We start from the raw sequence: 22,667 nt of genomic DNA, 5'->3' as shown, positions 1-22,667 counted from the left end.
ATGATTCGATCAACAGTAAAACTGATGACTGCAGCGGTAACGATTGGCCTGATGGCTGGTTGCGCTGGCAACCCCCCTTCTGAACAGCAAAGTGCAACCAGTGGCCTGCCGGCATGGGTGATTACCCCAGGCAAGCTGGTGCCGGAAGGTGCTATGGCAGCAACCGAGTGCGTGCCCGCCAACGCCAGCATGAGCATCCTCAAATCCAAGGCGACAGCACTGGCGCGTGCGACCCTGGCTCAGCAGATTCAGGTAAACGTTCAGGCCATGGATAAAACCTATCAGGATCTGACTGAAAACGGTAACGAATCGGCCTCTGGCTCAACCTTCTCCAGCGTTTCCAAGCAGGTCACCGATCAGATGCTGAATGGCGCCATCCCGGAGCGTGTGGACTACATTCCGGGCACGGGCGACACCACGCTGTTCTGCAGCATGGTGGTGATGGCACCAGAGCAAAACCGCAAGATTTTTGATCAGATCATCGACCGCTCCAATCGTCAGATGTCTCCGGACAACGAGGCCCTCCTGTATCAGGAATTCCGTGCCAAGCGGGCCGCCGAGGAACTGGAAGACGCTCTGGGAGGTTAATGTATGAGCCGTCTTCGTACTGTAATGTCGGTAGTTGTGCTGGCCTGGCCCCTGGTGGCGGCCGGACAGCCAGGCTATCAATCCGGAGCAGGCGGGGCTGCAAGCAGCTACACCGCAAGCTCGGGATTCGAGGAGTTTAAGAAAAACCGCCTGCAAGGATTTACCTCCTACAAAGAGCAGGTGCAAAAGGAGTTTCAGCAGTTCGCCAAACTCCATGACCAGGTATCGGCCCAATACGAAAAGCGTATCTCCGATGTCTGGGCGGAACCCGAACAATCCTCAAAAACCCGTTGGGTGCATTACGAAGACGGCTATCGCATTAAACGGGTGGTGGACTTTGAGCAACAGCAGATTATCTGGTCCACCCCCAAGAGCGAGGCAGACAACGTTGACCTGAGCAAACAGGGTGCCCGGCAAATGTTGCAGGCCCTGATGGTCATGACGCGCCGGGATGCGTTCGAGCAAGACGAGGTCGCCCGGGAAGTCGAAGAGCAAAGCCGTACGCAATTCAAACACCTGGAAACCGCCACGCTGGACGATACCAGCGCGGTGCTTCCGGCCTATCTCTTTGGTGAGGGCCATGTAGAGAAGCAACGCCGTGACAAGGCTATTGCGGCTATGCTCGCAGCTGGCGAGCGCGTGACCCGGAATCAGCACGGCCAGGAAGTGATTGGTTGGGTGTTCCCCCTCACCGCTGGGGAAGCAAAGAACACTGAAGCAAAACCAGACCCGGTAACCCCGCCCAAACAGGCGCCGGCCCCAACTGAATCGAAACCGGTTTTTGCACAAACAGAGGGGGCCGTCTGGCAAACCCGCGCCATACAAAGTGGCCAACGGGAACAGCTTCCGGCGAGGGCCCGCCCGTTTGTTGCAGCGATCAATAAAGAAAACAGCGAATTTGAGCTTTCCGCCGAATTGTTGCTGGCTATTATTGAAACCGAATCGGCCTTCAATCCGATGGCGAAATCGTCCATTCCCGCCTTTGGCCTGATGCAGATCGTGCCAGCCAGTGCCGGCCAGGATGCCACCGAAAAGCTGTTTGGCAAGCCCCGGCTGCTTGCACCGTCTTACCTCTACAATGCGGACAACAACATCCGCATTGGCGCTGCCTATTTCAATATTCTGTATTACCGCTACTTCAAGGGGGTAGACGACCCGCTGTCTCGGCTGTATTGCGCCATCGCAGCCTACAACACCGGCCCGGGTAACGTTTCCCTGGCGCTCACCGGAAAGGATATGAAACTCCGGCCCGCCATCGCGGTAGCCAATACCATGACGCCAGGGCAGGTATACGAGCACCTGCTCAACAACCTGCCGTACGAAGAAACGGTGAACTACCTGCAGAAAGTGACCACCCGCCTGAGTAACTACACGGAGGTGCTCGATAATGGCTAACGTTCTATGGAAAGCGATGATGCGCGTTGGCCTGGTACTGCCGGTAATGCTCCTGAGCGCGTGTGCCACCACTGGGCCAGCCCAACTGCCGGAATGGGTGCTTAATCCGCCCACGGATACCGCAACCACCATCTATGGTGTTGGCGAAGGTGCTGCCTTGCGCACAGCCCGTGATGACGCCCTGGCTGTTATTGCCGGCAAGCTGGAAGTGCGTGTGACTTCGGATGTGCTTACCGAAACAACACTGGCCAATGGCCGAGAAGAATCGAACACCAGAAACCGGGTGCGCACCACAACGGAAGCGCTCAAGCTCTCCGAGTTCCAGACAGAGAACAGTGCCCAGGTTGCCAACCGCTTGTACGTCTTGCTCTCTATAAAGCGACAGGTTTTGGTGACCTCCATTCTGAACGACCTGGAGCGGCTGGACAGCGAGATTGACGCCCGGCTATCCAACACGGGTAACCAGTCGAAACTCAAACGTTTGTACCGGCTTACCTTAGCGAAAACCCTCATCGCAGAGGCACTCGACAAAGCCCTCCTGGTTCAATCTGTGAGTCAGAACCCCTCACTCAAACAAGTGCAAGCGGCCCATTACCAAAGCCTGTTGCAGGAGCGGGAGCAGTTGCAGCAGAACCTTTCGCTGGCCGTAGCCTGGGATAAAAACACACCAGAGATCGGCGAGCGAGTGCTGACCATGCTGCTGGAACTCGGTCTGCATGCCGAGGCCAACAAAGCGGGGGCTACCTACGACGGCCGGATCGTGGTGACCGGCACGCCTTCGCGCCGTGAAATCTTTGACGAATTCCACGTGCAACTGGACGCCGTGGTCGCCTTGCAAGACAGCGAAGGCAGTGAAATCTCATCCGCCCGATACAAAGCAGCAGCGAGTTCACTATCAGACCACCAATCCGCACAGAAAACCGCCAACCGCCTGATCGCTGACGAAGTCCGAGAACGGGGCATCTGGCGCGCACTGAATATGCATAAAGGAGCATGACGTTCACGCGCATGCATCCTGTTAAAACCCAAGGAGAACGATAATGATTAAAAAAACGCTAGCGCTCGGCATTGTTGCAGGTCTGGGACTTGGAGGCTGCGCCTCCGTTGAAATCAACCCGGCAGACCTGAACAACAAGATGCAGCTGCCGGTGTCTGCTGCTAACCCGGCACCCTCCGGAGCGGTAACCAGCAAAGTGGTTATCTTTGAACCGGACACCACCAGGGCCACCGTCGCGGAACAATCTGAAGCCGGCGGCCCCATTCAGTTTGCGTTGGATGGCTACATTAACGATGCAGGCGCAGACCTGGTGGATCGTAACCTCGCCGCACAGCTCAAAGACGAAGTCATCCGTGCCGAAATGGGCGGTGCTGGCGCTTACCAGGGTGCTCCGGTTGCCGATTATGCGGTTCGCACGACAGTAACCGGTGCCAGCTTTGGCGCCGAGTTCCAGGAAGCCAGCCGTTGGACCGACGACGATGGCGAAACTCACGTCACGCCAGCCAAATGTAAGTACTCCAGCCGCGTTGCGGTCTCCGTAGACGTATACACCGTACCGGAACTCACTCGGGTGAAGTCGCTGCGCAGCGAAGGCACCAGCTCCGCCTCTGAAGATGCACGTAGCTCCAACTGCAACAAAGGCGGCCCAGGCCTGGTGCGCTCAGCAGCAGAAGATGCCGTTTATGAAATTCAGGAAGACCTCAAGGCGTTCTTCTCGCCCATCGGCTACGTGCTGCATGGTTTCGAGACCTCAGACGGTAAGTTTGTTCTGAAAACCTCTCTGACCAAAGAGCTGGGAGCCCAAGAAGGTAAAGGTGTTCGAATCGTCAATGTGACTGAAGAGGGTGATCGCTATCCGGTGGGCGAGGGCACCATCGCCAAGCCTCTGGTGAACAGTGGCGCTTTCGTGATTGTCGACGAGGAAGTGGTATCCCGCGTACGGATTGGTGATGAAGTGCGTGTAGACCACAGCTGCTCCTTCATGGGGTGCAAACTGGACCAGACCCTGGGCATGAACTGATAAAAACCTGCCATCGAAGGCTTGCGCGAGGGAATGCGTGAGCCTTTGCTCCAGGGCAAAACTGCCCGCAAATATCCTGGGGTCTCCCCGCAAATTTGGTAACATGGTGTAAACCTGACGCAGGACGCCGCCATGCACTACAGCTCCATACTGCCAGATGTGATCAAAATTGCTGATGAAGCCAGCGAAAAAGTGCTGCATATCTACCAGTCTGATTTCAAAGTAAATTATAAGGAAGATCACTCACCCATCACCGCTGCGGACATCGCCAGCCACGACATCATTGTCAAGGGCCTGCGCCAAATCAGCCGGGACATTCCCATACTCTCGGAAGAGGGCGCGGAGATTCCCTGGGAAGAGCGGAAAAAATGGCGCCGGTTCTGGCTGATCGACCCCATCGATGGCACCAAGGATTTTACCCAGCGCACGGGCGAATTCACCGTTAACATCGCCATGATTGAAGATGGCGAGCCCGTAATGGGCGTGGTCACCGCTCCAGCCCTGAAAGAAGCTTTCTGGGGTATCAAGGGTGAAGGTGCTCACATGCGGGACCGCACCGGCCGGGTGCACCGCATACGGGTGGCAGAACCCAAAGACACGTTGCGGGTGGTCGCCAGCAAAAATCACCTCAACGACGAAACCCGTGCCTTTATCGATACTCTCGGCGCACACGAAACCGTCCAGGCTGGCAGTTCCCTGAAATTCTGCAGAATTGCCGAAGGGCATGCTGATATTTATCCACGAATGGGCCCGACCAGCGAGTGGGATACCGCAGCCGCCCACGCGGTGCTCGTCGCCGCAGGGGGGAAGGTGCAAACGCCGGAGGGCCACCCCTTGGTTTACGGAAAAGAAAGTATACTGAATCCCAATTTCATTGCCGCGGGAAACTGGTATTTCTAACCCATGACCTGGTACGCACTACAACACAAGCCTGCCCAGGGCGACCGCGCGGTCCAGCACCTGCAGAACCAAGACATTGCCTGCTTCTACCCGAAAATCGAGGTAGAGAAAATCAAGGCAGGCAAGCGCACTAAAAAGCTGGAGCCCCTGTTCCCGGGGTACGTATTTGTGAACCTGGAGCAAACCGACCCCATGTGGGCGAAGCTTCGCTCGACTCGCGGTGTGCTGCGCATCGTCAGCTTTGCCAACCGGCCAGCACCGATTGACGATGAAGTGATCGACCACATTAAAAGTAGCATGGATAAGGTGGCAGAGCAGGGCGGCATCAAGCCCGGCCAGCCCATAGAGCTGGACGACGGGCCGTTTAAAGGCATTAACGCCATTTTTCAGTCTTATGATGGTGAAGAGCGGGCGATAGTGCTGGTTACCTTCATGCAGAAGCAGCAGCAAGTAAGAGTGCCCGTTTCCGCCATTCGGTCATGACGGGGGGTAGCCCCAAGGTTGTGCTGAAAATGTGATCAGGTTCGCTGCATTTTCTAATCTTTGACAACTTTTTACCGCTCCAACCCCCTGATTAGTCAAGTGTCAGACTTTTTGTCACTTGCTTGTCATACCGCATGCCGTAGAATCGTCATGCTTTTGAAATACTTCATTCATTCCCTGACAAGGAAACCGTTGGGAACTTCCCTCCCGCTGTAACCGTTCTATCCTTGTCTAAAGAAAACCAAATCCTATGACCTCAAAACACTGGGCCCTGGTCGGTGGGGCGGTAGCGTGCCTAAGCGTTATCACAGTCAATGCGGCACCGTGGACAACAGTCGGCGATGCTTATGAGCGCCATCAACTCCAGAAACGAGCAGATTCCGGCTCTTTGAACCATATCGTTACTACCTGGCCGGTTATGAAAGCCTCTGTTGGCCTGGCTCGCAGTAACGGCCTGTCTGCTGGTTTGGCCATCTCGGGCAGCACAGAGAACGAGTTTATTACCGGCTACGCCGGCGCGGAGTCCCAGGAAGGCATGCTCGCAGCCAGTGCGGAGTATGATGACAACTGGTGGGCAGCTGGAATCAAAGCGCAACTGGTTGCCAATCCAAGCGATGATGATGCAGCACGCCTGGATGGCAGTTATCTCGCCCTGTTTCCCGGCAACTGGGTCTTGGGAGCAGGCGCCGTTGAACGATGGTGGGGGCCAGGTTGGCAGAACAGTCTGATTCTCTCGAATAATGCTCGTCCTGCCCCTGGCGTTTGGTTAAGTCGCCATCGTGAAACGCCATTTGAAACGCCCTGGCTATCCTGGCTCGGCCCCTGGCAAATCACCGCCACCGTAAGCCAGCTGGAAGGCGAACGTGAAGTTGCCGATCCGCTCCTGGTTGGATTTCGCGGAACATTCCGGCCGATCGAAGGGCTGGATATCGGCCTTACACGCACCTTTATTTTTGGTGGGGATGGTCGGTCTACCTCTTTCTCGACGTTCTGGGATGCCTTTGCAGGCAATGACAACCCCAGAGATGCCGCGGAAGACCCCAGCAATCAGTTGGGGGCGGTGGACGTTAGATACGGATTTAAAGTAGGTGAGCAAACCGCCTCTATCTACGGCCAGATGATGGGCGAAGACGAAGCAGGCGGCTTTCCGTCGCGGAAATCCTGGTTATTTGGCGTAGATGCAACCACCAGCTTGTGGGGCAGGGAGCAGCGTTGGTATCTGGAAGGTGCAGACACGCTGGCCGATAACCTGTTTGGCTCGCCCATGGAAGACATAGCTTACGAACATCGGGTTTATCGTACGGGCTACCGCTACAAGGGGCGTAACCTCGCCGCAAGCATAGACTCAGACAGCCAGATTTTCACCCTGGGTTATTTCGACTTTCTGTCAAACGGCAGTACCGTCGGTGCGTCCGTCAGTTATGTTGATTTCACCGGGAACCCACCGTCTCGGGTTACCGTGCCAGACTCAGACGTGACGTATTTCTATCCATCAAGAGATCAGGCCGTCATGCTTTACGGCGGTTTTTGGGAGTTTGCAACGGAATACGGTAAGGTCAGGCTCTCCGGTCAGATCGCGGAAGATAAAATTGCAGTACGCTCGCGAGAGTTGGACCAATGGTCTCTCTCTGCGCGATGGTCTTATGGATTCTGATAATTCAGGCAAGATTGAATGAATAAACATCACCAAGCGAAAGCCACAGCGACGATCGCTCCGCTTATGGCCTTCGTTGCTGTATTGGCCGGTTGTGCGACCGGTGGGCAGATAAACACGGCTAAAACGATTCCAGTTCCGCAGTGGCTAAATACCAAGAACACAGTCACCTCCCTTTCAGCACAGCATTCACAGCAGATCGATAAAGCCCGAACCGGAGAGATCGTTAAGCTGGGTGCTTCGCCATGGGGCGAAAATACACAGTTACGGGTAGGCGAGCGTTACTTCTCCGCAACCGGTAAATCCTGCTTTGTTACCCGCATAGTAAGTTCGGAAGGAACCCAGCCTGCAACGGTATGCGAGTACCCGGAAGGCAACTGGGGAGTAACCCGGTCTTACACTGCAGAACAAAAGGCGGTTCAAGACCAGGAAATCGGAGGTGTGCAATGATCACTCGTCATTCTGCCTCCGTGGTGGCGGCACTTTTATTTTTAGTCACTTCCATAGTGAGTGTGGGTGTGAGCGCTCAAAGCATCGGTGATATACCCGCAAGCCAGCGTGAGCGCCTGATGCCTCAAATCCAGGCGGCAACGGAAAACGCGGGCAGTGGCCCTTCCGAAGCAGATACCGCAAACCAGGAGCGCCAGGCCAGAACCCTGAGGTCTACCGGCACTTATGGTCCGATCCTGACGGAAGAACAGAAAGAAGAGCTGCAACCTTTCGGCGCTGAGCTGTTTACCGGCGGCTTTCGCGGCTTGCGCTCAGATGGACTCAATCCCGACTACCGCGTTCTGCCGGGCGACCAGGTAACGCTTCGCCTTTGGGGCGCTGTCGAGATGGATCGAGTGCTCCCGGTAGACGCACAAGGCAACATCTTCATTCCTGCGGTTGGCCCCGTTCAGGTCGAGGGAGTCAGCCATAGCCAGCTGGATTCCGTGGTGAAGAGCGCTGTGCGTCGCGTCTACCCGGATAACGTGAATGTTTACACTAACCTCCAGGGCGTTCAGCCCGTCTCGGTATTTGTAACCGGCTACGTCAACAAGCCGGGCCGGTATGTGGGTGTGCCCAGCGATTCTATCCTCTACCTGCTGGACCAGGCCTCCGGAATAGATGAAGAGCTGGGCAGCTATCGGAACATCAAACTGAGCCGCAATGGCGAAGTGATCGCCCGAATCGACCTTTACGATTTCCTCCTTGAAGGCGCGCTGAACCACCCTCAGTTGCAGGAAGGCGATACCTTGCTTGTTGAAAAGCGTGGCCCCGCCATCACCGCGTTGGGGGATGTCAGCAAACCCTATCTTTTCGAACTATCCCCAGGCCCTCTCACAGGCTCCATGCTTAGTGAGCTCGCGCCATTGCGCCCCGGCGTTTCCCACGCCCTGATTCGTGGAAAGCGTGGTACTGTGCCTTATTCCGAATATTTACCTCTTGAGCGTTTTGAATCTGCTGAACTCGCCAACGGCGATGAAGTCCTGTTTCTGGCTGATCAGCGCTCCCAGAATCTTGTGGTTCAGTTAGAGGGCGCCTACCTGGGCAAATCTTACTATGTGGTGCCCAAAGGCACATCACTTCACGAATTGCTGAACGAAATTGCCATCAACCCGGAAGAAACCGCCTGGGAAAGCATCTCGCTGCGCCGGGAAACCGTGGCTGAACGCCAGAAGGAAGCTCTGAACGACAGCTTGCGCCGGCTGGAAACCACCTACCTTGGTGCCTCATCATCCACGGCAGAAGAATCTGCCATCCGGGTACAGGAGGCGGAATTGATCTCTCGCTTCGTGGAAGAAGCCCGCAAGGTAGAGCCCAATGGCCGCCTGGTGGTTGCCCACGAAGGGAAGCTGGTAGATGTGCGGCTGCAGGATGGCGACACCATTACGCTACCACAGCGCACGGATGCCATCCTCGTGTCCGGTGAGGTTTATATTCCGCAATCCCTGGTGTATATCCCGGGCCGCAGCGCTCGCGATTACATTGATGCAGCTGGCGGCTTCAGCCAGCATGCCAACCCGGAACATATTCTGATTGCCCGCCAGAATGGTGAAGTAAGGGACGCGGGTGAGGTGCAGCTCCTGCCGGGGGATCAGATACTGGTCCTGCCGAAGGTCGAGACCAAGAATCTGCAGATTGCGTCTACGGTTACCCAGATTCTCTATCAGATTGCTGTAGCAACCAAGGTAGCGCTGGACCTGTAAGTGCAAAGCGCGAAACGTACTCCCTGGCAGATAACCATCGGCGTATGGCAGGCCCTGTTCCTGAGGGAAGCTGTGGCCAGAATCAGTGCAGACAGGGTTGCCTGGCTATGGCTGTTGGCAGAACCGATTGCACATGTGGCTTTGCTGGTGTGGGTACGCACACTCATTGGTAGGATACGGGTGATCCCAGGCGCGGAATTCATACCCTGGCTGGTTGTGGGAATCACCACCTTCATCATGTTTCGTAACCAGATGAATCGTGGAATGGAAGCCATAGCGGCCAACCGTGGCCTCTTTGCCTATCGCCAGGTACAGCCTGTGGATACCGTGCTGGCCCGCTGCGGCCTCGAGGGGGCAATCAGCACTGTTGTCATTACGCTAATGGTTTTTCTGTTCTCCCTGCTTGGTCACAATCTGGTTCCCTATCATCCCATGGTTGTCCTTCATATCTGGGTTACTGTTTGGGCGTTCGGCATGGGCGTGGCACTGATCTTTTCTGTTGTGGTTACCAGCCTGCCGGAAGCCAGCAAATTCATCCGTATGTTCATGTTTCCGCTGTACTTCCTCTCCGGCATTATGATTCCAGTGCAGTACTTTCCTCACGATTTACAGCAATACCTTCTCTATAACCCCATGTTGCACGCCGTTGAACTTATCCGCACCGGGTTTTTTGAAACCTACCGTGCAGTCGATGGTGTGAGCGCGTTGTATCTTCACCAATGGGTTTGGGGAAGTGTGTTTCTGGGCCTCTTGCTGCAACTTCGCTTCAAACAGAGGTTGCTGGCGCAGTGATCGAAATTCGCAACCTCTACAAACGCTATCACGGCCCCTTTGGCGGTGATTGGGTGCTGAAAGACGTTAACTTCACCATTCCAGACAACGTCAGCGTGGGTTTGCTTGGTCGAAATGGCGCCGGTAAATCCACCCTGCTCAGGATCATTGGCGGGATGGATTCGCCAGACAAGGGCACCGTTAACCGGGATTGCCGGGTATCCTGGCCCATAGGGCTGGGTGGAGGATTCCAGGGGTCTATGACGGGCCGACAGAATGTGAAATTCGTAGCCCGCATCCACGGAGGTGGAGATCGAATTCCGGAAATTATCAGCCGGGTTCAGGATTTCGCGGAAATCGGAAAGGCATTTGATCAACCCGTAAAAACCTATTCCTCTGGTATGCGCAGTCGCCTCGCATTCGGCCTGTCACTCGCCTTTGATTTTGATGTTTACCTGTCGGATGAAGCGACTGCCGTAGGCGATGCAGCATTCAAAGCCAAGGCCACCAAGGCGTTCAAAGACCGTGTAGGCAAAGCCAGCATCGTCATGGTGTCGCATCAGGTTGGCATGCTTAAAGACCTCTGCCAGGCAGGGGTATGGATAAATAACGGAACCGCCACCTGGTTCGACGACATCAACGAAGCCATAAACAGTTACCACAAGAGCATCGGTAAATGATTCAGTTCCTCAAGCGCAACCCCTTTTGGGCCATTGCAGCCATTGCCACCCTGTTTGCCGTTATCTACTGGGGAGTAATGGCGACAGACCGCTATGTCTCCAGGGCTCACATCGTGTTGCAAACACCTGAAATCGTGCCCACGGGTCTGAACGTCTCGTCGTTGCTCTCTGGTACCAGTGGCTCTGGCGATCTTCTACTGCTGAAAGATCATCTGGAATCGGTCGCCATGCTCAGAACGCTGCAGCAAAAGCTGGATTTGCGCGGCCACTACTCACAAACCTCCATAGACCGGTTCTCGCGCCTGTCATCGGCCGACGTGCCAATAGAAAAGTTCCACGAATACATGGCCAGCCGTATCAAAATACTGTTCGACGACTACAGCAGCGTTCTGAAAATCGAAGTGCAGGCTTACTCACCCGAAATGGCTCAGGATATTGTAAAAGCCTTGCTGGATGAGGGTGAGCGCCATATGAACGAAATGGGCCAACGCCTGGCCGAAGAGCAGGTAGAGTTCATCGATAAACAGGCTAAGGAACTTGAAACCCGGTTGTTTGACGCCCGCGATGCGTTGCTGGCGTATCAGAACGAAAAAGGGCTGGTAGCGCCTACTCAAACTGTAGAAGCCATCTTCACTACCGTATCCCGGTTGGAAGGTGAGTTGGCGTTGTTGCGAGCTCGCATCAAAGCCCAGAGTACCTACCAGAGCCAGAACTCACCTGAAATCCGGCGGCTCCGGGCCGAAGCCCAATCGCTGGAGGAACAAATAGCCATAGAGAAAGAAAAAATGGCCCGCCAGGGCGGCGATGCCCTGAACAAAGTCTCGGCGGAATACGAAACCCTGCAGATGCGCGCGGAATTTGCCCTGGAGCTTTATTCCAACGCCCTGACTACACTCGAAACCACCCGGGTAGAAGCGGCCCGCAAGCTCAAGCAAGTCTCGGTGCTGGAGTTCCCAACCCTGCCGGAATACCCCACACGGCCAGACAGAACCTACAACATCGTGGTTTTCCTGATTTTCGCCATACTCTTTGCGGCGATTCTGCAAATGGTCATGGCAGTCATTCGGGACCACAGAGACTAACTAAGCATGAGCCACAACGGCACAAAGGCCAATTGTTGGCGCGAATTTCTGCTGCAACACGGCCTCCAGCACCGGCTAGTGTACGCTATTGGCTTTAACCCACACTGGCGTAAAACCCTGGCAAGGTTTACCCAAGGCAGCGACATAACTCATGTACGCACGGCAGACCAGGTGCCGGAAGGTGCCTTGGCTTTGATATGGGGCCAACGCCAGGTGGAAATCCAGCATAAAGAGACGGTGCTGGTGCGCCTTGAGGATGGCTTTTTGAGGTCGGTTGGTTTGGGAGCGGAATTTGCCAGGCCGCTGTCCTGGGTGGCGGATTTTCAGCACCTGTATTTTGATGCCACGGGACCATCCCGCCTGGAGACCCTGCTCAACGAGCAATCGGTTACCGAGGTCGAAAAAAGCCGGGCCAAAGCATTAATTGAAGGCATCACAGCGGCACGCCTGAGCAAATACAACAGCCAGTCGGCCTCCTGGGCACGCCAAGGGAAAGAGCACGTCATCCTGGTACCGGGGCAGGTAGAAACCGATGCCTCTATCGCTTTTGGTGCGCCCGGCATCAAAACCAACATGGAACTCCTACAAACCGTTCGGCAGCAGCACCCTCAAGCCTGGGTTGTCTATAAACCCCACCCAGACGTGGTCGCCGGTGCCCGAAAACAGGGAGACCAGGAGCAAAACGCACTGCAATGGTGTGACGAAATCGTCACCCATGCCAATATTGCGGAATTGCTGGAACAAGTAGACGAAGTGCATACGCTGACCTCGCTGGCCGGTTTCGAAGCGCTTCTGAGACACAAAAGCGTCACCTGCTATGGTTTACCCTTCTATGCGGGGTGGGGGCTTACAAACGACCAATACACCTGCCATCGTCGAAAACGTACGCTAAGCCTTGAAGAGTTGGCACATGCCGTGCTGATTCAATATCCGTTGTACAGCAGTTTGAATCACAATGGCTTTATTACCCCTGAACAGGCGCTGAGCGAACTTCAGAACCAGAAAACGCGTCGACGGGCGGCTGGTATAGCCCTCGGCAAATACGCCAGGAAAGCCATTAACCTGATCAGAGGAGCTCAGTAACATTGAGCACCATTGAACCGACCAATTCCACCGAGAACCAACGCGTTGCCATTGTTGGGACGCTGGCCAACACCATGCTGGGTTTTAGGGGCGAGTTGATTCGAGATCTTGTGGCGGGCGGCCACACCGTGTTTGCTTTTGCCATTGATTATACGCCGGTAACGGAACAGGAAATCCGGGCCATGGGCGCAACGCCGGTTTCTTACAGGATGGGTCAGCTTTCCACCAATCCGCTCACCGACATTAAAGCCACGCTGCAGCTCTACCGGCTTTTCAAGGAGCGTGCGATAACCCTGAGCTACTGCTACTTTTCAAAGCCAGCAATCTACGGAACCTTGGCCGCCAAACTGGCAGGAGTAACCACGCGGGTGGCCAAAATTGAGGGGCTGGGCCGGGTTTTTACGCGCCACCCGGGAGGCGACAAACTCAAAAAACGCATCCTTCGCATGATAATGGCGGCCCTCTTCCGGATAAGCTTGCCCCATGCCCATAAAGTGCTAGTGCTGAACGAAGGTGACAAGCAAGACCTCCAAAGCTTCAGCACAAAAATACCGGAACCGACAGTGCTTGGCGGTATCGGCGTGTGCCTGAAACGCTACCCCTTCCGACCGCCGGTTACTGCGCCAGTGAGGTTCATCTTTGTGGGCCGTCTTTTGCCAGAAAAGGGTGTGCGTTATTTTGTGGAGGCCGCAAAAGCCTTGAAAACGCGATACCCCGACACCGAATTTATCCTGGTAGGCGCTCCAGACAACAAGCCCGGGGCCATCAACAAGGCCGAGCTGGACCAGCTGGTATGCGAGCAGGTGGTAACCTGGCCGGGCCCCGTAGAAGACGTGGCCCCCTGGCTGGCAAGAAGCAGTGTATTTGTGCTGCCTACCTACTACCGCGAAGGGGTGCCAAGAAGCACCCAGGAAGCCCTGGCCATGGGCCGCCCAGTTATCACAACACGAATGCCAGGCTGCCGTAAGACGGTGCGGGAAGGCGCCAACGGCTACCTGATAGAACCACACGATCAGGCTGGCCTGGAACGTGCCATGCTTGAATTCATTCGAAATCCGGATCGGATTCCGGCCATGGGTGTAGAGAGCTACCGGCTGGCAAAAGAACAATTTGATGTGCGTAAAATCAATCAGTCGATAATGAAAACCATCGGTGTAAATATCGCACCGATGGTTTTCGAGAATGAAATGCCAGATCCAGCAAACGACTGGCACGCCAAAGTTCAAACTTCCGTTAAATAGAAATCAAGAACCATGTCTAAAACCTTTTTGGTAACCGGCGGCGCTGGCTTCATTGGCTCCGCCGTCGTCCGTGAACTTTTGAACAACACCGACCACACCGTGGTAAACGTAGACAAGCTCACCTACGCCGGAAACCTGGAATCCCTGGAATCCGTAGCTGGTAACCCCCGTTACACTTTTATCCAGGCCGATATTTGCGATGCAGATGCCATGAACAAAGCCCTGGCCAAGCATCAGCCAGACATCATCATGCACTTGGCTGCCGAGAGTCACGTAGACCGTTCCATAGATGGCCCTGCCGCCTTCATGGAAACCAACATTGTTGGTACATACACCTTGCTGGAAGCCACCCGCGCCTACTGGAAACAGCTCCAGGAAATCGCCCCGGAAAAAGCAGCACACTTCCGCTTCCACCACATCAGTACCGATGAAGTCTATGGCGACCTGCCACACCCAGACGAAAGTGAAAACGCCACCGAGCAGCTGTTTACCGAAACCACCCCTTACGCCCCCAGCAGCCCGTATAGCGCCAGCAAAGCCAGCTCAGACCACCTGGTGCGCGCCTGGCAACGCACCTACGGCCTGCCCACGCTGGTGACCAACTGCAGCAACAACTACGGCCCGTACCACTTCCCGGAAAAGCTTATCCCGCTGGTCATCCTCAACGCCCTGGCCGGCAAGCCGCTCCCTGTTTATGGCAACGGCAGCCAAATCCGCGACTGGCTCTACGTAGAAGACCACGCCCGCGCCCTCATTCTGGTCGCACAACAGGGCAAAATAGCCGATACCTACAACATCGGCGGCCACAACGAAAAACAGAACCTGGAAGTGGTACAAACCATCTGCGACATCCTGCAAGACCTGGTTCCCAAAAACACCCAGTACCGGGACCAGATCACCTACGTACAGGATCGCCCGGGCCACGACCGCCGCTACGCCATAGACGCCAGCAAAATCGAGAAAGAACTGGGCTGGAAACCCCAGGAAACCTTTCAGACTGGCCTGCGCAAAACCGTGGAGTGGTACCTGAACAATGAAAGCTGGTGGAAACGAGTACAGGATGGCAGCTACCAGGGCGAACGCCTAGGGGTAGGCGCATGAAGAATATCCTGCTCCTGGGCAAAACTGGCCAAGTAGGCTTCGAACTCCACCGTGTGCTCTCCCCCTTGGGGGCGATTGACGCACCCAGCCGGCCAGAACTTGACCTAACCAGCGCAAAGGCTGTAACGGATTACCTGGAACGAACCCACCCAGACCTAATCGTAAACGCCGCCGCCTGGACCGCCGTAGACGCTGCCGAAGAACAGCAAACCGAAGCCCGCCGCCTCAACGCTGGCCTGCCCGAACAGCTCGCCAAATACAGCGCAGAGCAGGGTGCCTTTCTGGTGCACTACAGCAGCGATTACGTCTACCCTGGCAACGGCACCGAGCCCTGGAAGGAAACCAGCGCCACCGGCCCGCTCAGCGTATACGGCCAAACCAAACTCGAAGGCGACAACGCCATTCAACGAAGCGGCTGTGAACACCTGATCTTCCGCACCAGCTGGGTCTACAGCGCCCGTGGCACCAACTTCATGAAAACCATGCTGCGCCTGGCCCAAACCAAGCCGGAGCTCAACATAGTGGCAGACCAGATCGGCGCCCCCACACCGGCCAGGCTCATCGCCCAAATCACCGCCATGGCCATCCGCAGCAACATCCCCAATGGCCTGTACCACCTGGCCCCCACGGGGGAAACCAGCTGGCACGGCTTTGCGCAGGAAATTTTCCGCCTGGCGAAAGGGCAGGGCGAACAGCTGACGATGGGCCCGGAAAACGCTCACCCCATCCCAACCAGCGACTACCCAACCCCGGCCCAACGCCCACTGAACTCAAGAATGGCCCTGAACAAACTCGAAACCGCCCTGAACATCCAGCTACCAGATTGGCAAAGCCAACTACACCTAACCCTCGCCGAGTACCTGGAAAAGAATTGATTCGCCAGGAAATCATTAGTCTCCCGGAGCAACACCCATGAAAGCCACCCTAGGCACAACCCCCCACAGCAACTGGCAAACCCTCGCCCCCTTGCTGCGAGCCCTGGGCTGTGAAACCCCCAATCCGGAAACCGGGCACCTGAACACCCAGGAACTACCCGAGGGCCACTTCCTGCTTGCCTACACCCACCCCCAGCAGGCCCTGGAAACCGCCATGGCAAAGGGCCAGGCCCCGGAAAGCGCCCTGCACCAATGGGCCGAAAGCGCCCAGGCACTGGTGAACCTGTTCAAAGCAAACCGCCGCCGGGCGGTAGTCATCAACATCCAGCACGCCGCACAAAACCTGGCAAACACCACCCAGGCCCTGGCAGAGCACTGGCAACAAACCCTGGAACTGCCAGAAACGCCCGAACTGCCAGAAACCCCAGCGGAACAACCCGCACCGGCTGCCAACCCCTACTACCAACTACTGGCCAGCGCCACCCTCCAGCAAAACCCGCAGCTAAACGCACTGCTGGCCCAGCTGGAAGCCTGCACCCTGCCGCTGGAAACCCCAGACACTCCGGCCGAAGCGCTCAACCCGAACGAGCTATACCAGGCACTCACCACCGAAGCCAACACCGAAAACCAGGCATTGAACGAAGCCCGGCAAGAAAGCCTGCTCCTGCTGGAACAACTCCACCTGGTGCAAGAAGAACTCGAACAACGCGTCTTGGCAGCGAAAGACACCGAGAAACAACAGGCAGAACAACAGAAAAAGCTCGATGCAGCCCTGAAGGCTCAGCAGGCCAGCGAAAAGCAAAGCGCAGACGCCGAAAAAGCGCTGAAAAAAGAACAAACCGCCCACACCAAAACCAAAGCCGAAAAAGCCACCCTGGAAAACCAGCTAAAAGCACTGAAAGCCAGCAACAAAACCCAGGCCCAAACCACCGCCGAGCTGGAAAAACAACTCAAAGCCCAAACCGCGAAAACCGAACAGGCGGAAAAAGCCCGCCAGGCCGCAGAACAGCAACACCAGCAAACACAAACCACCCTGGCAGAAGAAAACCAGCTAATACTCGAACAGCTGCATCTGGTGCAGGAAGAGCTTGAAACCAAATTCCTGCAAGCCCACGAGCACCAGAACACCATCGGCAACCTGCAAATTCAGTTACAGCAGGCCCAGCAACAGCTTCAACAGGCTAAGAAACAACACGCCGCCAGCCAAAACGAAAACCAGCTGCTGCAAGCCCGCCTGCATAAACTCCGTGCCACCCTGGAAAACCTGGAACGCACCAACAGCACCCTCAATGGCAACCTCGCCGAACTGAAAAACCAGCTCGCCGCCGCCAGAAAACACCAGGCAGACTGGGAACACAAACACCAGCAGGCCGAACGCAACGGCACCCTGGCCCTGGCCGCCGCCAATCGCCGCATCAGCGAACTCAGCACCGAACTGAACAACGTTACCAAAAGCCGCAGCTGGCGCCTGGCCAACTCCTCCGCCAGCTACAGCAAAAAAAGCAAAAAAGCCGCAGCCGAAAAACTCGACGCCCAAAAAGCCGAAATTGAACAATCCGGCCTGTTTGACGAAACCTGGTACCAGGAAACATACCCCGATGTGGCCAAAGCCAAACTCAACCCCATCGAACACTACCTGAAAACCGGCGCCTACGAAGGCCGCAACCCCAGCGAAACCTTCGACACCACCTGGTACCTCACCTACTACCGCGACGTAACCGAAAGCGGCCTCAACCCGCTTATACACTACATCCGTTACGGCCAGAAAGAAGAGCGCGCACCCCGTTCAGGCTCATTGGCATCGCTGCCGGCACCGCAAACCCAACCCGCTGCCAAACAACACTGAACCACGGCCCAAGGAAAAGGTAAGCCAACACCATGCACACCATCCTCCACATAGGCGCCGGCCAGGCCACAGAACTGCCAGACTGGCTGAACACCGAAGCCCAGCGCATCGTCCTGGTGGAACCCCACCCGGAGCTGGCCGAACACCTGCGCCAGGCAACCAGCCGCGAACCCCGGGTAACCGTAGTAGAAGCGGCTATTACCCCGAACCCGGCCAATAACCAGCTGCACGAATACAACCTGCCGGAAGCCAGTAGCCTGCACGCGCCCACCCGCCTGAAAACCCTGTTCCCCGGCCTGAAAACCATCGCCATCCACACCGTGGCCACCCTCAGCCCCGAACAACTCCTGGCAGACCACGGCCCGGAAAACGGCCAGCCAGTCATGCTGGTACTGCAAACCCCGGGTGAAGAACACGCCATCATTCAGGCGCTGATAACCGCCGAACAGCTCAACCAGTTCCAACAACTGCACCTGGCCGCCAACCCGGAACCCTACTACCAGGGCAGCGCCGCCGCCGAACAAACCCTGCAAGTACTGGCAGATAACGGCTACAACATCACCCAGGAAAACCAGCAAGACCCAGACTGGCCAACCTGGCAACTGGCCCGCAACCCCCTGCAAGACAAAATCGCCACTCTGCAACAAGGCAACCAGGCCCTCGAAGAACAGCTGCGGGAAAAAGACGACAACCTGCAAGCCTTCGCCAAAGAAAAAGAAACCCTGAAAGAACAACTGCAACAAAGCGAAAGCCAAAAAGCCGAAGCCCAGAAAGCAAACGCCGCACACAAAGCCAGAGCGGAAGAACTGAAACAACGGCTGGCCCAGGCCGAAGCCGCCTTCAGCGCCAAAGTACAAGCCGAACAGCAAGCCAGAAAACAACTGGAGCAGCTGAAGGCCGAACAGCTGGTTCCCGGCCAAGAAGCTCTCGCCAAAGAGCAGGCAGCCCACCAGCAAACCGCCAGTGCCTTAGAAGAGGCTCGGCAACAACTCAAAACCCGTGAAGCCGAACTCGCCAAGCAAGCGGAACAAAAAAGCGGACTAACGCAGCGCCTCACAAACGCCGAACAGGCCCGTGAAAAATCTCAAAAGCAGGCCGAACAAGCTCTGGAACAGGCGGAACACGCTAAACAGCAAGCCGAACAAGCCAAAGCGCAGGCCGAGCAAGCCCTCTCCAAAGAAAAAGAGCAACATCAGGCCACCGAGCAAGCCCTAAAAACCGAACTGGAAACGCTACGCCAGAAAGCCGAACAACTGGCACCCGCACAGAATGCCTTAGCCAAAGAGCAAGCGGCCCACAAGCAAACGGCCACCGCCTTGGAAGAGGCGAAGAAGACAGTTGCAAACAAGGAACAAGCCCTTACAAAAGCCACTCAGAAGCTGGAAGAGGCACACCAAACCCAGCAGCAAACCGAAAAAGCGCTGGAAGACAACAAAAAATGGTTCCTGGCCCGCAAACAGCAAGCAGAGCAGCAACAAACCGAGCTAGCCGAACTCAAAAAGCAGAATGAAGACCTTCAGCAGCAGCTGAGGCAACAAACCGACGCCCTCAAACAGGCCCAGCAAGCGTTAGCCAGCGAAACCGAGAAACGTGAAGAGCAACAGGCCACAAACGCCAAACTTGAGGAACTGGAAGAGAAAATTGCCAGCCTTGGCAGCAATCTCACCAACCACATCGACAAAAAGCTGACCAACACCGCCAAACAGGTGGAAGACACTCTAGGCCTGCAAAATTACCTGAGTACCGGAGAGCTGCCACTTAACTACCACGGCTGGCCAATCAGCCCGGATTTGGCGCTCTACCTCACGGAGCGGCTGGAAACCCAAAACTACGACCTGGTTATCGAGTTCGGCTCTGGCACTTCCACAGTGTTGTTTGCCAAAGTGCTCATGAAAAAAATGCTGCGGCAAACCATCGCCAAAAGCCAAAAGCGAATTGGCGCCGACAGCACATCCCAGTCAACACAAACATGGGTGGAAGGAACGAGCCTGCCGAACGACACCGACTTGCCGAAGCGAGTACTCACGTTTGAGCACAACGATCACTATCATCAACAAACCGCTGAAATGCTTCGCCAAGCAGGCTTGGAGCAAGTTGTAGACCTGGTACACGCTCCGCTGGTGGATTACAGCTATCAAGGTACTGATTACCTCTATTACGACTGTGACAAAACACTGGCAAAGATTGCAGAACTTTATGAAGAGCGGCAGCCGAACATTCTGGTTTTGGTTGATGGGCCGCCTGGGGCGACCGGGCCGAATGCGAGGTTTCCAGCGCTTCCTAAGTTATTAAATCACCTCCCAAAGGCAAAGTTTGAGTTGATTCTTGATGATTTTAATAGAAAGGAAGAAAAAGAAATTACAGGTTTTTGGATTGAACTGCTTAAAAACCGATCCTTTAGATTTAAAGAAAAAAGCCTTGTGTTAGAAAAAGGTGGTTTTCAGTTGATTATTAATTAGTGTTGCCTTTTTACTCTATCTGATTGGTTCGGTTATGAAAAATTCAGAATATTTAGATTTAATTTTACGCAGAGAAAAATACGGAAAAAATGTCGGCGCTTTAGATTTTCTTATAAAATTTGGTGAGAAGAAAAGGTTTTTATCCAGTTCAAATTGTGTTTATGAGAGCCCAGTATCAGTTAGCCATAAATATAAACGGCTAGAAGACTTGAATCATGGTGTTGGGCGTAACCCACGTGCTAACGAATTTGGCTACCTGGTTGATTACGCGAACATCCTTCGAAATGTCCAGATGACACAGACATTCTTAGGGCAGGTTCGATATTTAATTACTAAAATTCACGCCCTTGATAGTCACAAAAAGAATGAGCTCCTTAAGCTCATTCGTGCGGCGTACATCGTTAGTGGTGATGTAGCATTTTTTGAAGCGTTAGAGGGCGTAGACAGCCCTTCCGTTGGGAAAATTTCGCTGCCAAAATCGATCGTGGACAATTTGCCTTCACCGTTTAACAAAAGGGTAAGAAAGGGTACTGCCATTCACGATCGCGTATTCACGATACAGAATGAACTTGCTGAAATAGATAAGATCCTCGAAGAGGAAGAGCACTTACTGGCAGAACAAACCCAGGGACTAAAGATCAACCAGGCGCGTTTGGTCGGGAACGAAAGTGCCTATCTTGACGCTATTAATGACCTGCTTACTTCCTCAAAGCTAAGCCCCATCACCAGCATAGATCTGGCAGCTGATAACGTTCTTGCCTCGATCAAGCACACTGCGGAACACGTGAAGCCGGAAGACCGGGGCTTAGTGACCATTATCATGTCCTGCTTCAATTCAGAGGGAACAGTAGGTTATGCACTGGAATCTTTGTTGGCTCAGACTTATGAGAATCTTGAAATTCTGATTTGCGACGACAGCAGCGATGATGCAAGCCTCCAGAAAATCATTCAGATTGCGAAGCGAGACAGGCGGGTCAAAGTTTTCAGGTCCAAGGATAATCAAGGCACCTACAACATCAGAAACGCATTGCTTGAAAGAGCCGCGGGTGAGTTTATCACCTTCCAGGACTCAGACGACTGGGCTCATCCTCAGCGGATAGAGGAACAGGTAAGTTATTTAACAACTAACAACGTCCCCGTTGTCAGCGCACGGTGGGTTCGTATCGACCCACGGGGTAATGCGATCTTTTTTGTAGACGGCCGAATCTTACGATTTTGCGTTGTGTCTACGATGGTTAAACGCTTCGTGTTCAGTATTGTTCCCAAGTTTCGCCCGAGCCTTGTTGCTGCAGACACAGAGTTTCATGAAGCCTGCATCAAGTTTCTGGGTGAAGAGAAAGTAAAGGTACTGGAAAAGCCGTTGATACTGGGGTTGTGGGGCGATGGCTCCCTGACGAAGAAAGACGGCCTGCAAGCAGAAAGTAATGGCCAGGTAGCCCTGAGACGCCGGAATTATTCTGACATAGCCGCACGACAGCGGGTGCTGGGGTCAAGAATTGTAACAGATAACGATGTTGAGGAAGTGCTGAAAGAAAACGGCATTTACCGGGATTACAAGGGAGTAGTAGAAGTGGAGGTTGGCCGATGATTATTGCAAATATGGCGACGTTTCCCGCCCGCAGCGAGGTGTTGCCAGATTCGCTAGCTCGAATTCTGCCTCAAGTGGACAAAATTAACCTGTGTTTGAACAGCTACGAGAAGATACCCGAATATCTCTGCCAGCCAAAAATTAATGCATTCATTCCCGATCAGGATTACCGAGATGTCGGCAAGTTCGTTGTTAATGACTTTTCGGATGATGACTATATTTTATATATGGACGATGACCTTGTATATCCTGAGGACTATGTATCGGTCCTTATAAATGAGCATGAAAAATATCAGGGTTTTTCGCCAATAATAGGTGTTCATGGAATTATTTATCCAGATGTGTATGATGGCCAAGTTGGGTGTCGTGTAGTTTTCTCTTTTAGGCAAGCTTTAAAATGCTCCAGAGTTGTTAACCAACTAGGGACGGGCACTATATTGTGCAAAGGATATCAGGCCGCAAAGCTAAACTACATGCTTGGATCTGAGAGGTTTGTAGATGTCAGGTATTCACGGTATGCATACGAAAATGGGTGGCCACTGATATGTATATCAAGAAGCTTCTCCTGGTTGGATGAAGTAAAATATGATGAAACAATTTTTTCAACCTTTACATCAAAATGGCCTCTCGAGGTAATTAAAGAATGTCAATATTTTAGTGGTTATGGGAAATTGAGTACTGATGTGTCTTTATTGGTTGAAGGTTTTTGAT

The 22,667-nt window shown here is 54.4% G+C and carries 21 protein-coding genes; 20 read left to right on the top strand and 1 reads right to left on the bottom strand.

Going from position 1 to position 22,667, the window contains the following annotated elements; all coding sequences use genetic code 11:
* The 17 genes from ACF8YQ_RS11930 to ACF8YQ_RS11850 all read left to right on the top strand — a co-directional run bounded on the left by ACF8YQ_RS11930 (window position 1) and on the right by ACF8YQ_RS11850 (window position 17,909).
* Window positions 1-588 (top strand): hypothetical protein, encoded by a 588-nt coding sequence (locus tag ACF8YQ_RS11930; protein WP_224850117.1) that lies wholly within the window; start codon window positions 1-3, stop codon window positions 586-588.
* A gap of 3 nt (window positions 589-591) precedes the next feature.
* Window positions 592-1,983 (top strand): transglycosylase SLT domain-containing protein, encoded by a 1,392-nt coding sequence (locus tag ACF8YQ_RS11925; RefSeq protein WP_224850119.1) that lies wholly within the window; start codon window positions 592-594, stop codon window positions 1,981-1,983.
* On the top strand, window positions 1,976-2,980 hold the full coding sequence (locus ACF8YQ_RS11920) for an LPP20 family lipoprotein (protein WP_396621521.1): 1,005 nt from the start codon (window positions 1,976-1,978) through the stop codon (window positions 2,978-2,980). The genes ACF8YQ_RS11925 and ACF8YQ_RS11920 overlap by 8 nt, the downstream gene beginning before the upstream one ends.
* A 43-nt stretch (window positions 2,981-3,023) precedes the next feature.
* Window positions 3,024-4,001 carry a hypothetical protein gene (locus ACF8YQ_RS11915; protein ID WP_224850124.1) on the top strand — a complete coding sequence of 326 codons (978 nt, stop codon included), beginning with the start codon at window positions 3,024-3,026 and terminating at the stop codon, window positions 3,999-4,001.
* A 132-nt stretch (window positions 4,002-4,133) separates the two neighbouring features.
* Window positions 4,134-4,901 (top strand): 3'(2'),5'-bisphosphate nucleotidase CysQ, encoded by a 768-nt coding sequence (gene cysQ / locus ACF8YQ_RS11910; protein WP_396621520.1) that lies wholly within the window; start codon window positions 4,134-4,136, stop codon window positions 4,899-4,901.
* A gap of 3 nt (window positions 4,902-4,904) precedes the next feature.
* The gene (gene rfaH / locus ACF8YQ_RS11905) at window positions 4,905-5,384 is read left to right on the top strand and encodes a transcription/translation regulatory transformer protein RfaH (RefSeq protein ID WP_396621519.1); all 480 of its coding nucleotides are present in this window, start codon (window positions 4,905-4,907) and stop codon (window positions 5,382-5,384) included.
* Between the two features lie 388 nt (window positions 5,385-5,772).
* On the top strand, window positions 5,773-7,038 hold the full coding sequence (locus ACF8YQ_RS11900) for a capsule assembly Wzi family protein (RefSeq protein WP_396621518.1): 1,266 nt from the start codon (window positions 5,773-5,775) through the stop codon (window positions 7,036-7,038).
* Between the two features lie 18 nt (window positions 7,039-7,056).
* Window positions 7,057-7,488, top strand: a complete 432-nt coding sequence (locus ACF8YQ_RS11895) for a DVU3141 family protein (RefSeq protein WP_396621517.1) — start codon at window positions 7,057-7,059, stop codon at window positions 7,486-7,488.
* Entirely contained in the window at window positions 7,485-9,230 is a 1,746-nt protein-coding gene (locus ACF8YQ_RS11890) for a polysaccharide biosynthesis/export family protein (RefSeq protein WP_396621516.1), read from the top strand. The genes ACF8YQ_RS11895 and ACF8YQ_RS11890 overlap by 4 nt, the downstream gene beginning before the upstream one ends.
* Window positions 9,231-10,022, top strand: coding sequence for an ABC transporter permease (locus tag ACF8YQ_RS11885; protein ID WP_224850151.1), 792 nt, complete (start codon window positions 9,231-9,233; stop codon window positions 10,020-10,022). It begins immediately after the preceding gene.
* Window positions 10,019-10,681: an ABC transporter ATP-binding protein gene (locus tag ACF8YQ_RS11880; protein ID WP_396621515.1), complete on the top strand. Its 663-nt coding sequence runs from the start codon at window positions 10,019-10,021 to the stop codon at window positions 10,679-10,681. Before ACF8YQ_RS11885 ends, ACF8YQ_RS11880 begins: the two co-directional genes overlap by 4 nt.
* Entirely contained in the window at window positions 10,678-11,763 is a 1,086-nt protein-coding gene (locus ACF8YQ_RS11875) for a chain-length determining protein (RefSeq protein WP_396621514.1), read from the top strand. The genes ACF8YQ_RS11880 and ACF8YQ_RS11875 overlap by 4 nt, the downstream gene beginning before the upstream one ends.
* A gap of 6 nt (window positions 11,764-11,769) precedes the next feature.
* Window positions 11,770-12,846: a hypothetical protein gene (locus ACF8YQ_RS11870; RefSeq protein ID WP_396621513.1), complete on the top strand. Its 1,077-nt coding sequence runs from the start codon at window positions 11,770-11,772 to the stop codon at window positions 12,844-12,846.
* 2 nt (window positions 12,847-12,848) lie between these two features.
* Window positions 12,849-14,087, top strand: coding sequence for a glycosyltransferase family 4 protein (locus ACF8YQ_RS11865; protein ID WP_396621512.1), 1,239 nt, complete (start codon window positions 12,849-12,851; stop codon window positions 14,085-14,087).
* A gap of 12 nt (window positions 14,088-14,099) precedes the next feature.
* Window positions 14,100-15,188, top strand: coding sequence for a dTDP-glucose 4,6-dehydratase (gene rfbB / locus ACF8YQ_RS11860; protein ID WP_396621511.1), 1,089 nt, complete (start codon window positions 14,100-14,102; stop codon window positions 15,186-15,188).
* A complete protein-coding gene (gene rfbD, locus ACF8YQ_RS11855; protein ID WP_396621510.1) occupies window positions 15,185-16,063 on the top strand; it encodes a dTDP-4-dehydrorhamnose reductase in 879 nt (292 codons plus the stop codon). The genes rfbB and rfbD overlap by 4 nt, the downstream gene beginning before the upstream one ends.
* 37 nt (window positions 16,064-16,100) lie before the next feature.
* A complete protein-coding gene (locus ACF8YQ_RS11850) occupies window positions 16,101-17,909 on the top strand; it encodes a hypothetical protein (RefSeq protein WP_396621509.1) in 1,809 nt (602 codons plus the stop codon).
* On the opposite strand, the gene ACF8YQ_RS11845 is transcribed toward ACF8YQ_RS11850, so the two are convergent.
* Window positions 17,819-18,373: a hypothetical protein gene (locus ACF8YQ_RS11845; RefSeq protein ID WP_396621508.1), complete on the bottom strand. Its 555-nt coding sequence runs from the start codon at window positions 18,371-18,373 to the stop codon at window positions 17,819-17,821. The genes ACF8YQ_RS11850 and ACF8YQ_RS11845 overlap by 91 nt on opposite strands.
* Here ACF8YQ_RS11845 and ACF8YQ_RS11840 point away from each other — a divergent pair.
* The 3 genes from ACF8YQ_RS11840 to ACF8YQ_RS11830 are packed head-to-tail and all read left to right on the top strand — an operon-like array spanning window position 18,293 to window position 22,666.
* Entirely contained in the window at window positions 18,293-20,368 is a 2,076-nt protein-coding gene (locus ACF8YQ_RS11840) for a hypothetical protein (RefSeq protein ID WP_396621507.1), read from the top strand. The two genes, ACF8YQ_RS11845 and ACF8YQ_RS11840, sit on opposite strands and share 81 nt — an antisense overlap.
* A gap of 34 nt (window positions 20,369-20,402) precedes the next feature.
* Complete coding sequence (locus ACF8YQ_RS11835) at window positions 20,403-21,956, top strand: glycosyltransferase family 2 protein (RefSeq protein ID WP_396621506.1); 1,554 nt, start codon at window positions 20,403-20,405, stop codon at window positions 21,954-21,956.
* Entirely contained in the window at window positions 21,953-22,666 is a 714-nt protein-coding gene (locus tag ACF8YQ_RS11830; RefSeq protein WP_396621505.1) for a glycosyltransferase family A protein, read from the top strand. Before ACF8YQ_RS11835 ends, ACF8YQ_RS11830 begins: the two co-directional genes overlap by 4 nt.
* The last annotated feature ends 1 nt before the right edge of the window (window position 22,667 follow it).

It is taken from the genome of Marinobacter sp. W-8 (assembly GCF_044342215.1).
Classification (GTDB): domain Bacteria; phylum Pseudomonadota; class Gammaproteobacteria; order Pseudomonadales; family Oleiphilaceae; genus Marinobacter; species Marinobacter nauticus.
Note: the sequence above shows the minus strand (reverse complement) of the source record. Positions and strands in the feature narration are given on the sequence as shown.

What these genes read in the sequence shown, in the direction of transcription:
- ACF8YQ_RS11930 (WP_224850117.1), top strand. Translation starts at nt 1, where the DNA reads ATGATTCGATCAACAGTAAAACTGATGACTGCAGCGGTAACGATTGGC.
- ACF8YQ_RS11925 (WP_224850119.1), top strand. Translation starts at nt 592, where the DNA reads ATGAGCCGTCTTCGTACTGTAATGTCGGTAGTTGTGCTGGCCTGGCCC.
- ACF8YQ_RS11920 (WP_396621521.1), top strand. Translation starts at nt 1,976, where the DNA reads ATGGCTAACGTTCTATGGAAAGCGATGATGCGCGTTGGCCTGGTACTG.
- ACF8YQ_RS11915 (WP_224850124.1), top strand. Translation starts at nt 3,024, where the DNA reads ATGATTAAAAAAACGCTAGCGCTCGGCATTGTTGCAGGTCTGGGACTT.
- cysQ (WP_396621520.1), top strand. Translation starts at nt 4,134, where the DNA reads ATGCACTACAGCTCCATACTGCCAGATGTGATCAAAATTGCTGATGAA.
- rfaH (WP_396621519.1), top strand. Translation starts at nt 4,905, where the DNA reads ATGACCTGGTACGCACTACAACACAAGCCTGCCCAGGGCGACCGCGCG.
- ACF8YQ_RS11895 (WP_396621517.1), top strand. Translation starts at nt 7,057, where the DNA reads ATGAATAAACATCACCAAGCGAAAGCCACAGCGACGATCGCTCCGCTT.
- ACF8YQ_RS11890 (WP_396621516.1), top strand. Translation starts at nt 7,485, where the DNA reads ATGATCACTCGTCATTCTGCCTCCGTGGTGGCGGCACTTTTATTTTTA.
- ACF8YQ_RS11875 (WP_396621514.1), top strand. Translation starts at nt 10,678, where the DNA reads ATGATTCAGTTCCTCAAGCGCAACCCCTTTTGGGCCATTGCAGCCATT.
- ACF8YQ_RS11870 (WP_396621513.1), top strand. Translation starts at nt 11,770, where the DNA reads ATGAGCCACAACGGCACAAAGGCCAATTGTTGGCGCGAATTTCTGCTG.
- rfbB (WP_396621511.1), top strand. Translation starts at nt 14,100, where the DNA reads ATGTCTAAAACCTTTTTGGTAACCGGCGGCGCTGGCTTCATTGGCTCC.
- rfbD (WP_396621510.1), top strand. Translation starts at nt 15,185, where the DNA reads ATGAAGAATATCCTGCTCCTGGGCAAAACTGGCCAAGTAGGCTTCGAA.
- ACF8YQ_RS11850 (WP_396621509.1), top strand. Translation starts at nt 16,101, where the DNA reads ATGAAAGCCACCCTAGGCACAACCCCCCACAGCAACTGGCAAACCCTC.
- ACF8YQ_RS11840 (WP_396621507.1), top strand. Translation starts at nt 18,293, where the DNA reads ATGCTGGTACTGCAAACCCCGGGTGAAGAACACGCCATCATTCAGGCG.
- ACF8YQ_RS11835 (WP_396621506.1), top strand. Translation starts at nt 20,403, where the DNA reads ATGAAAAATTCAGAATATTTAGATTTAATTTTACGCAGAGAAAAATAC.
- ACF8YQ_RS11830 (WP_396621505.1), top strand. Translation starts at nt 21,953, where the DNA reads ATGATTATTGCAAATATGGCGACGTTTCCCGCCCGCAGCGAGGTGTTG.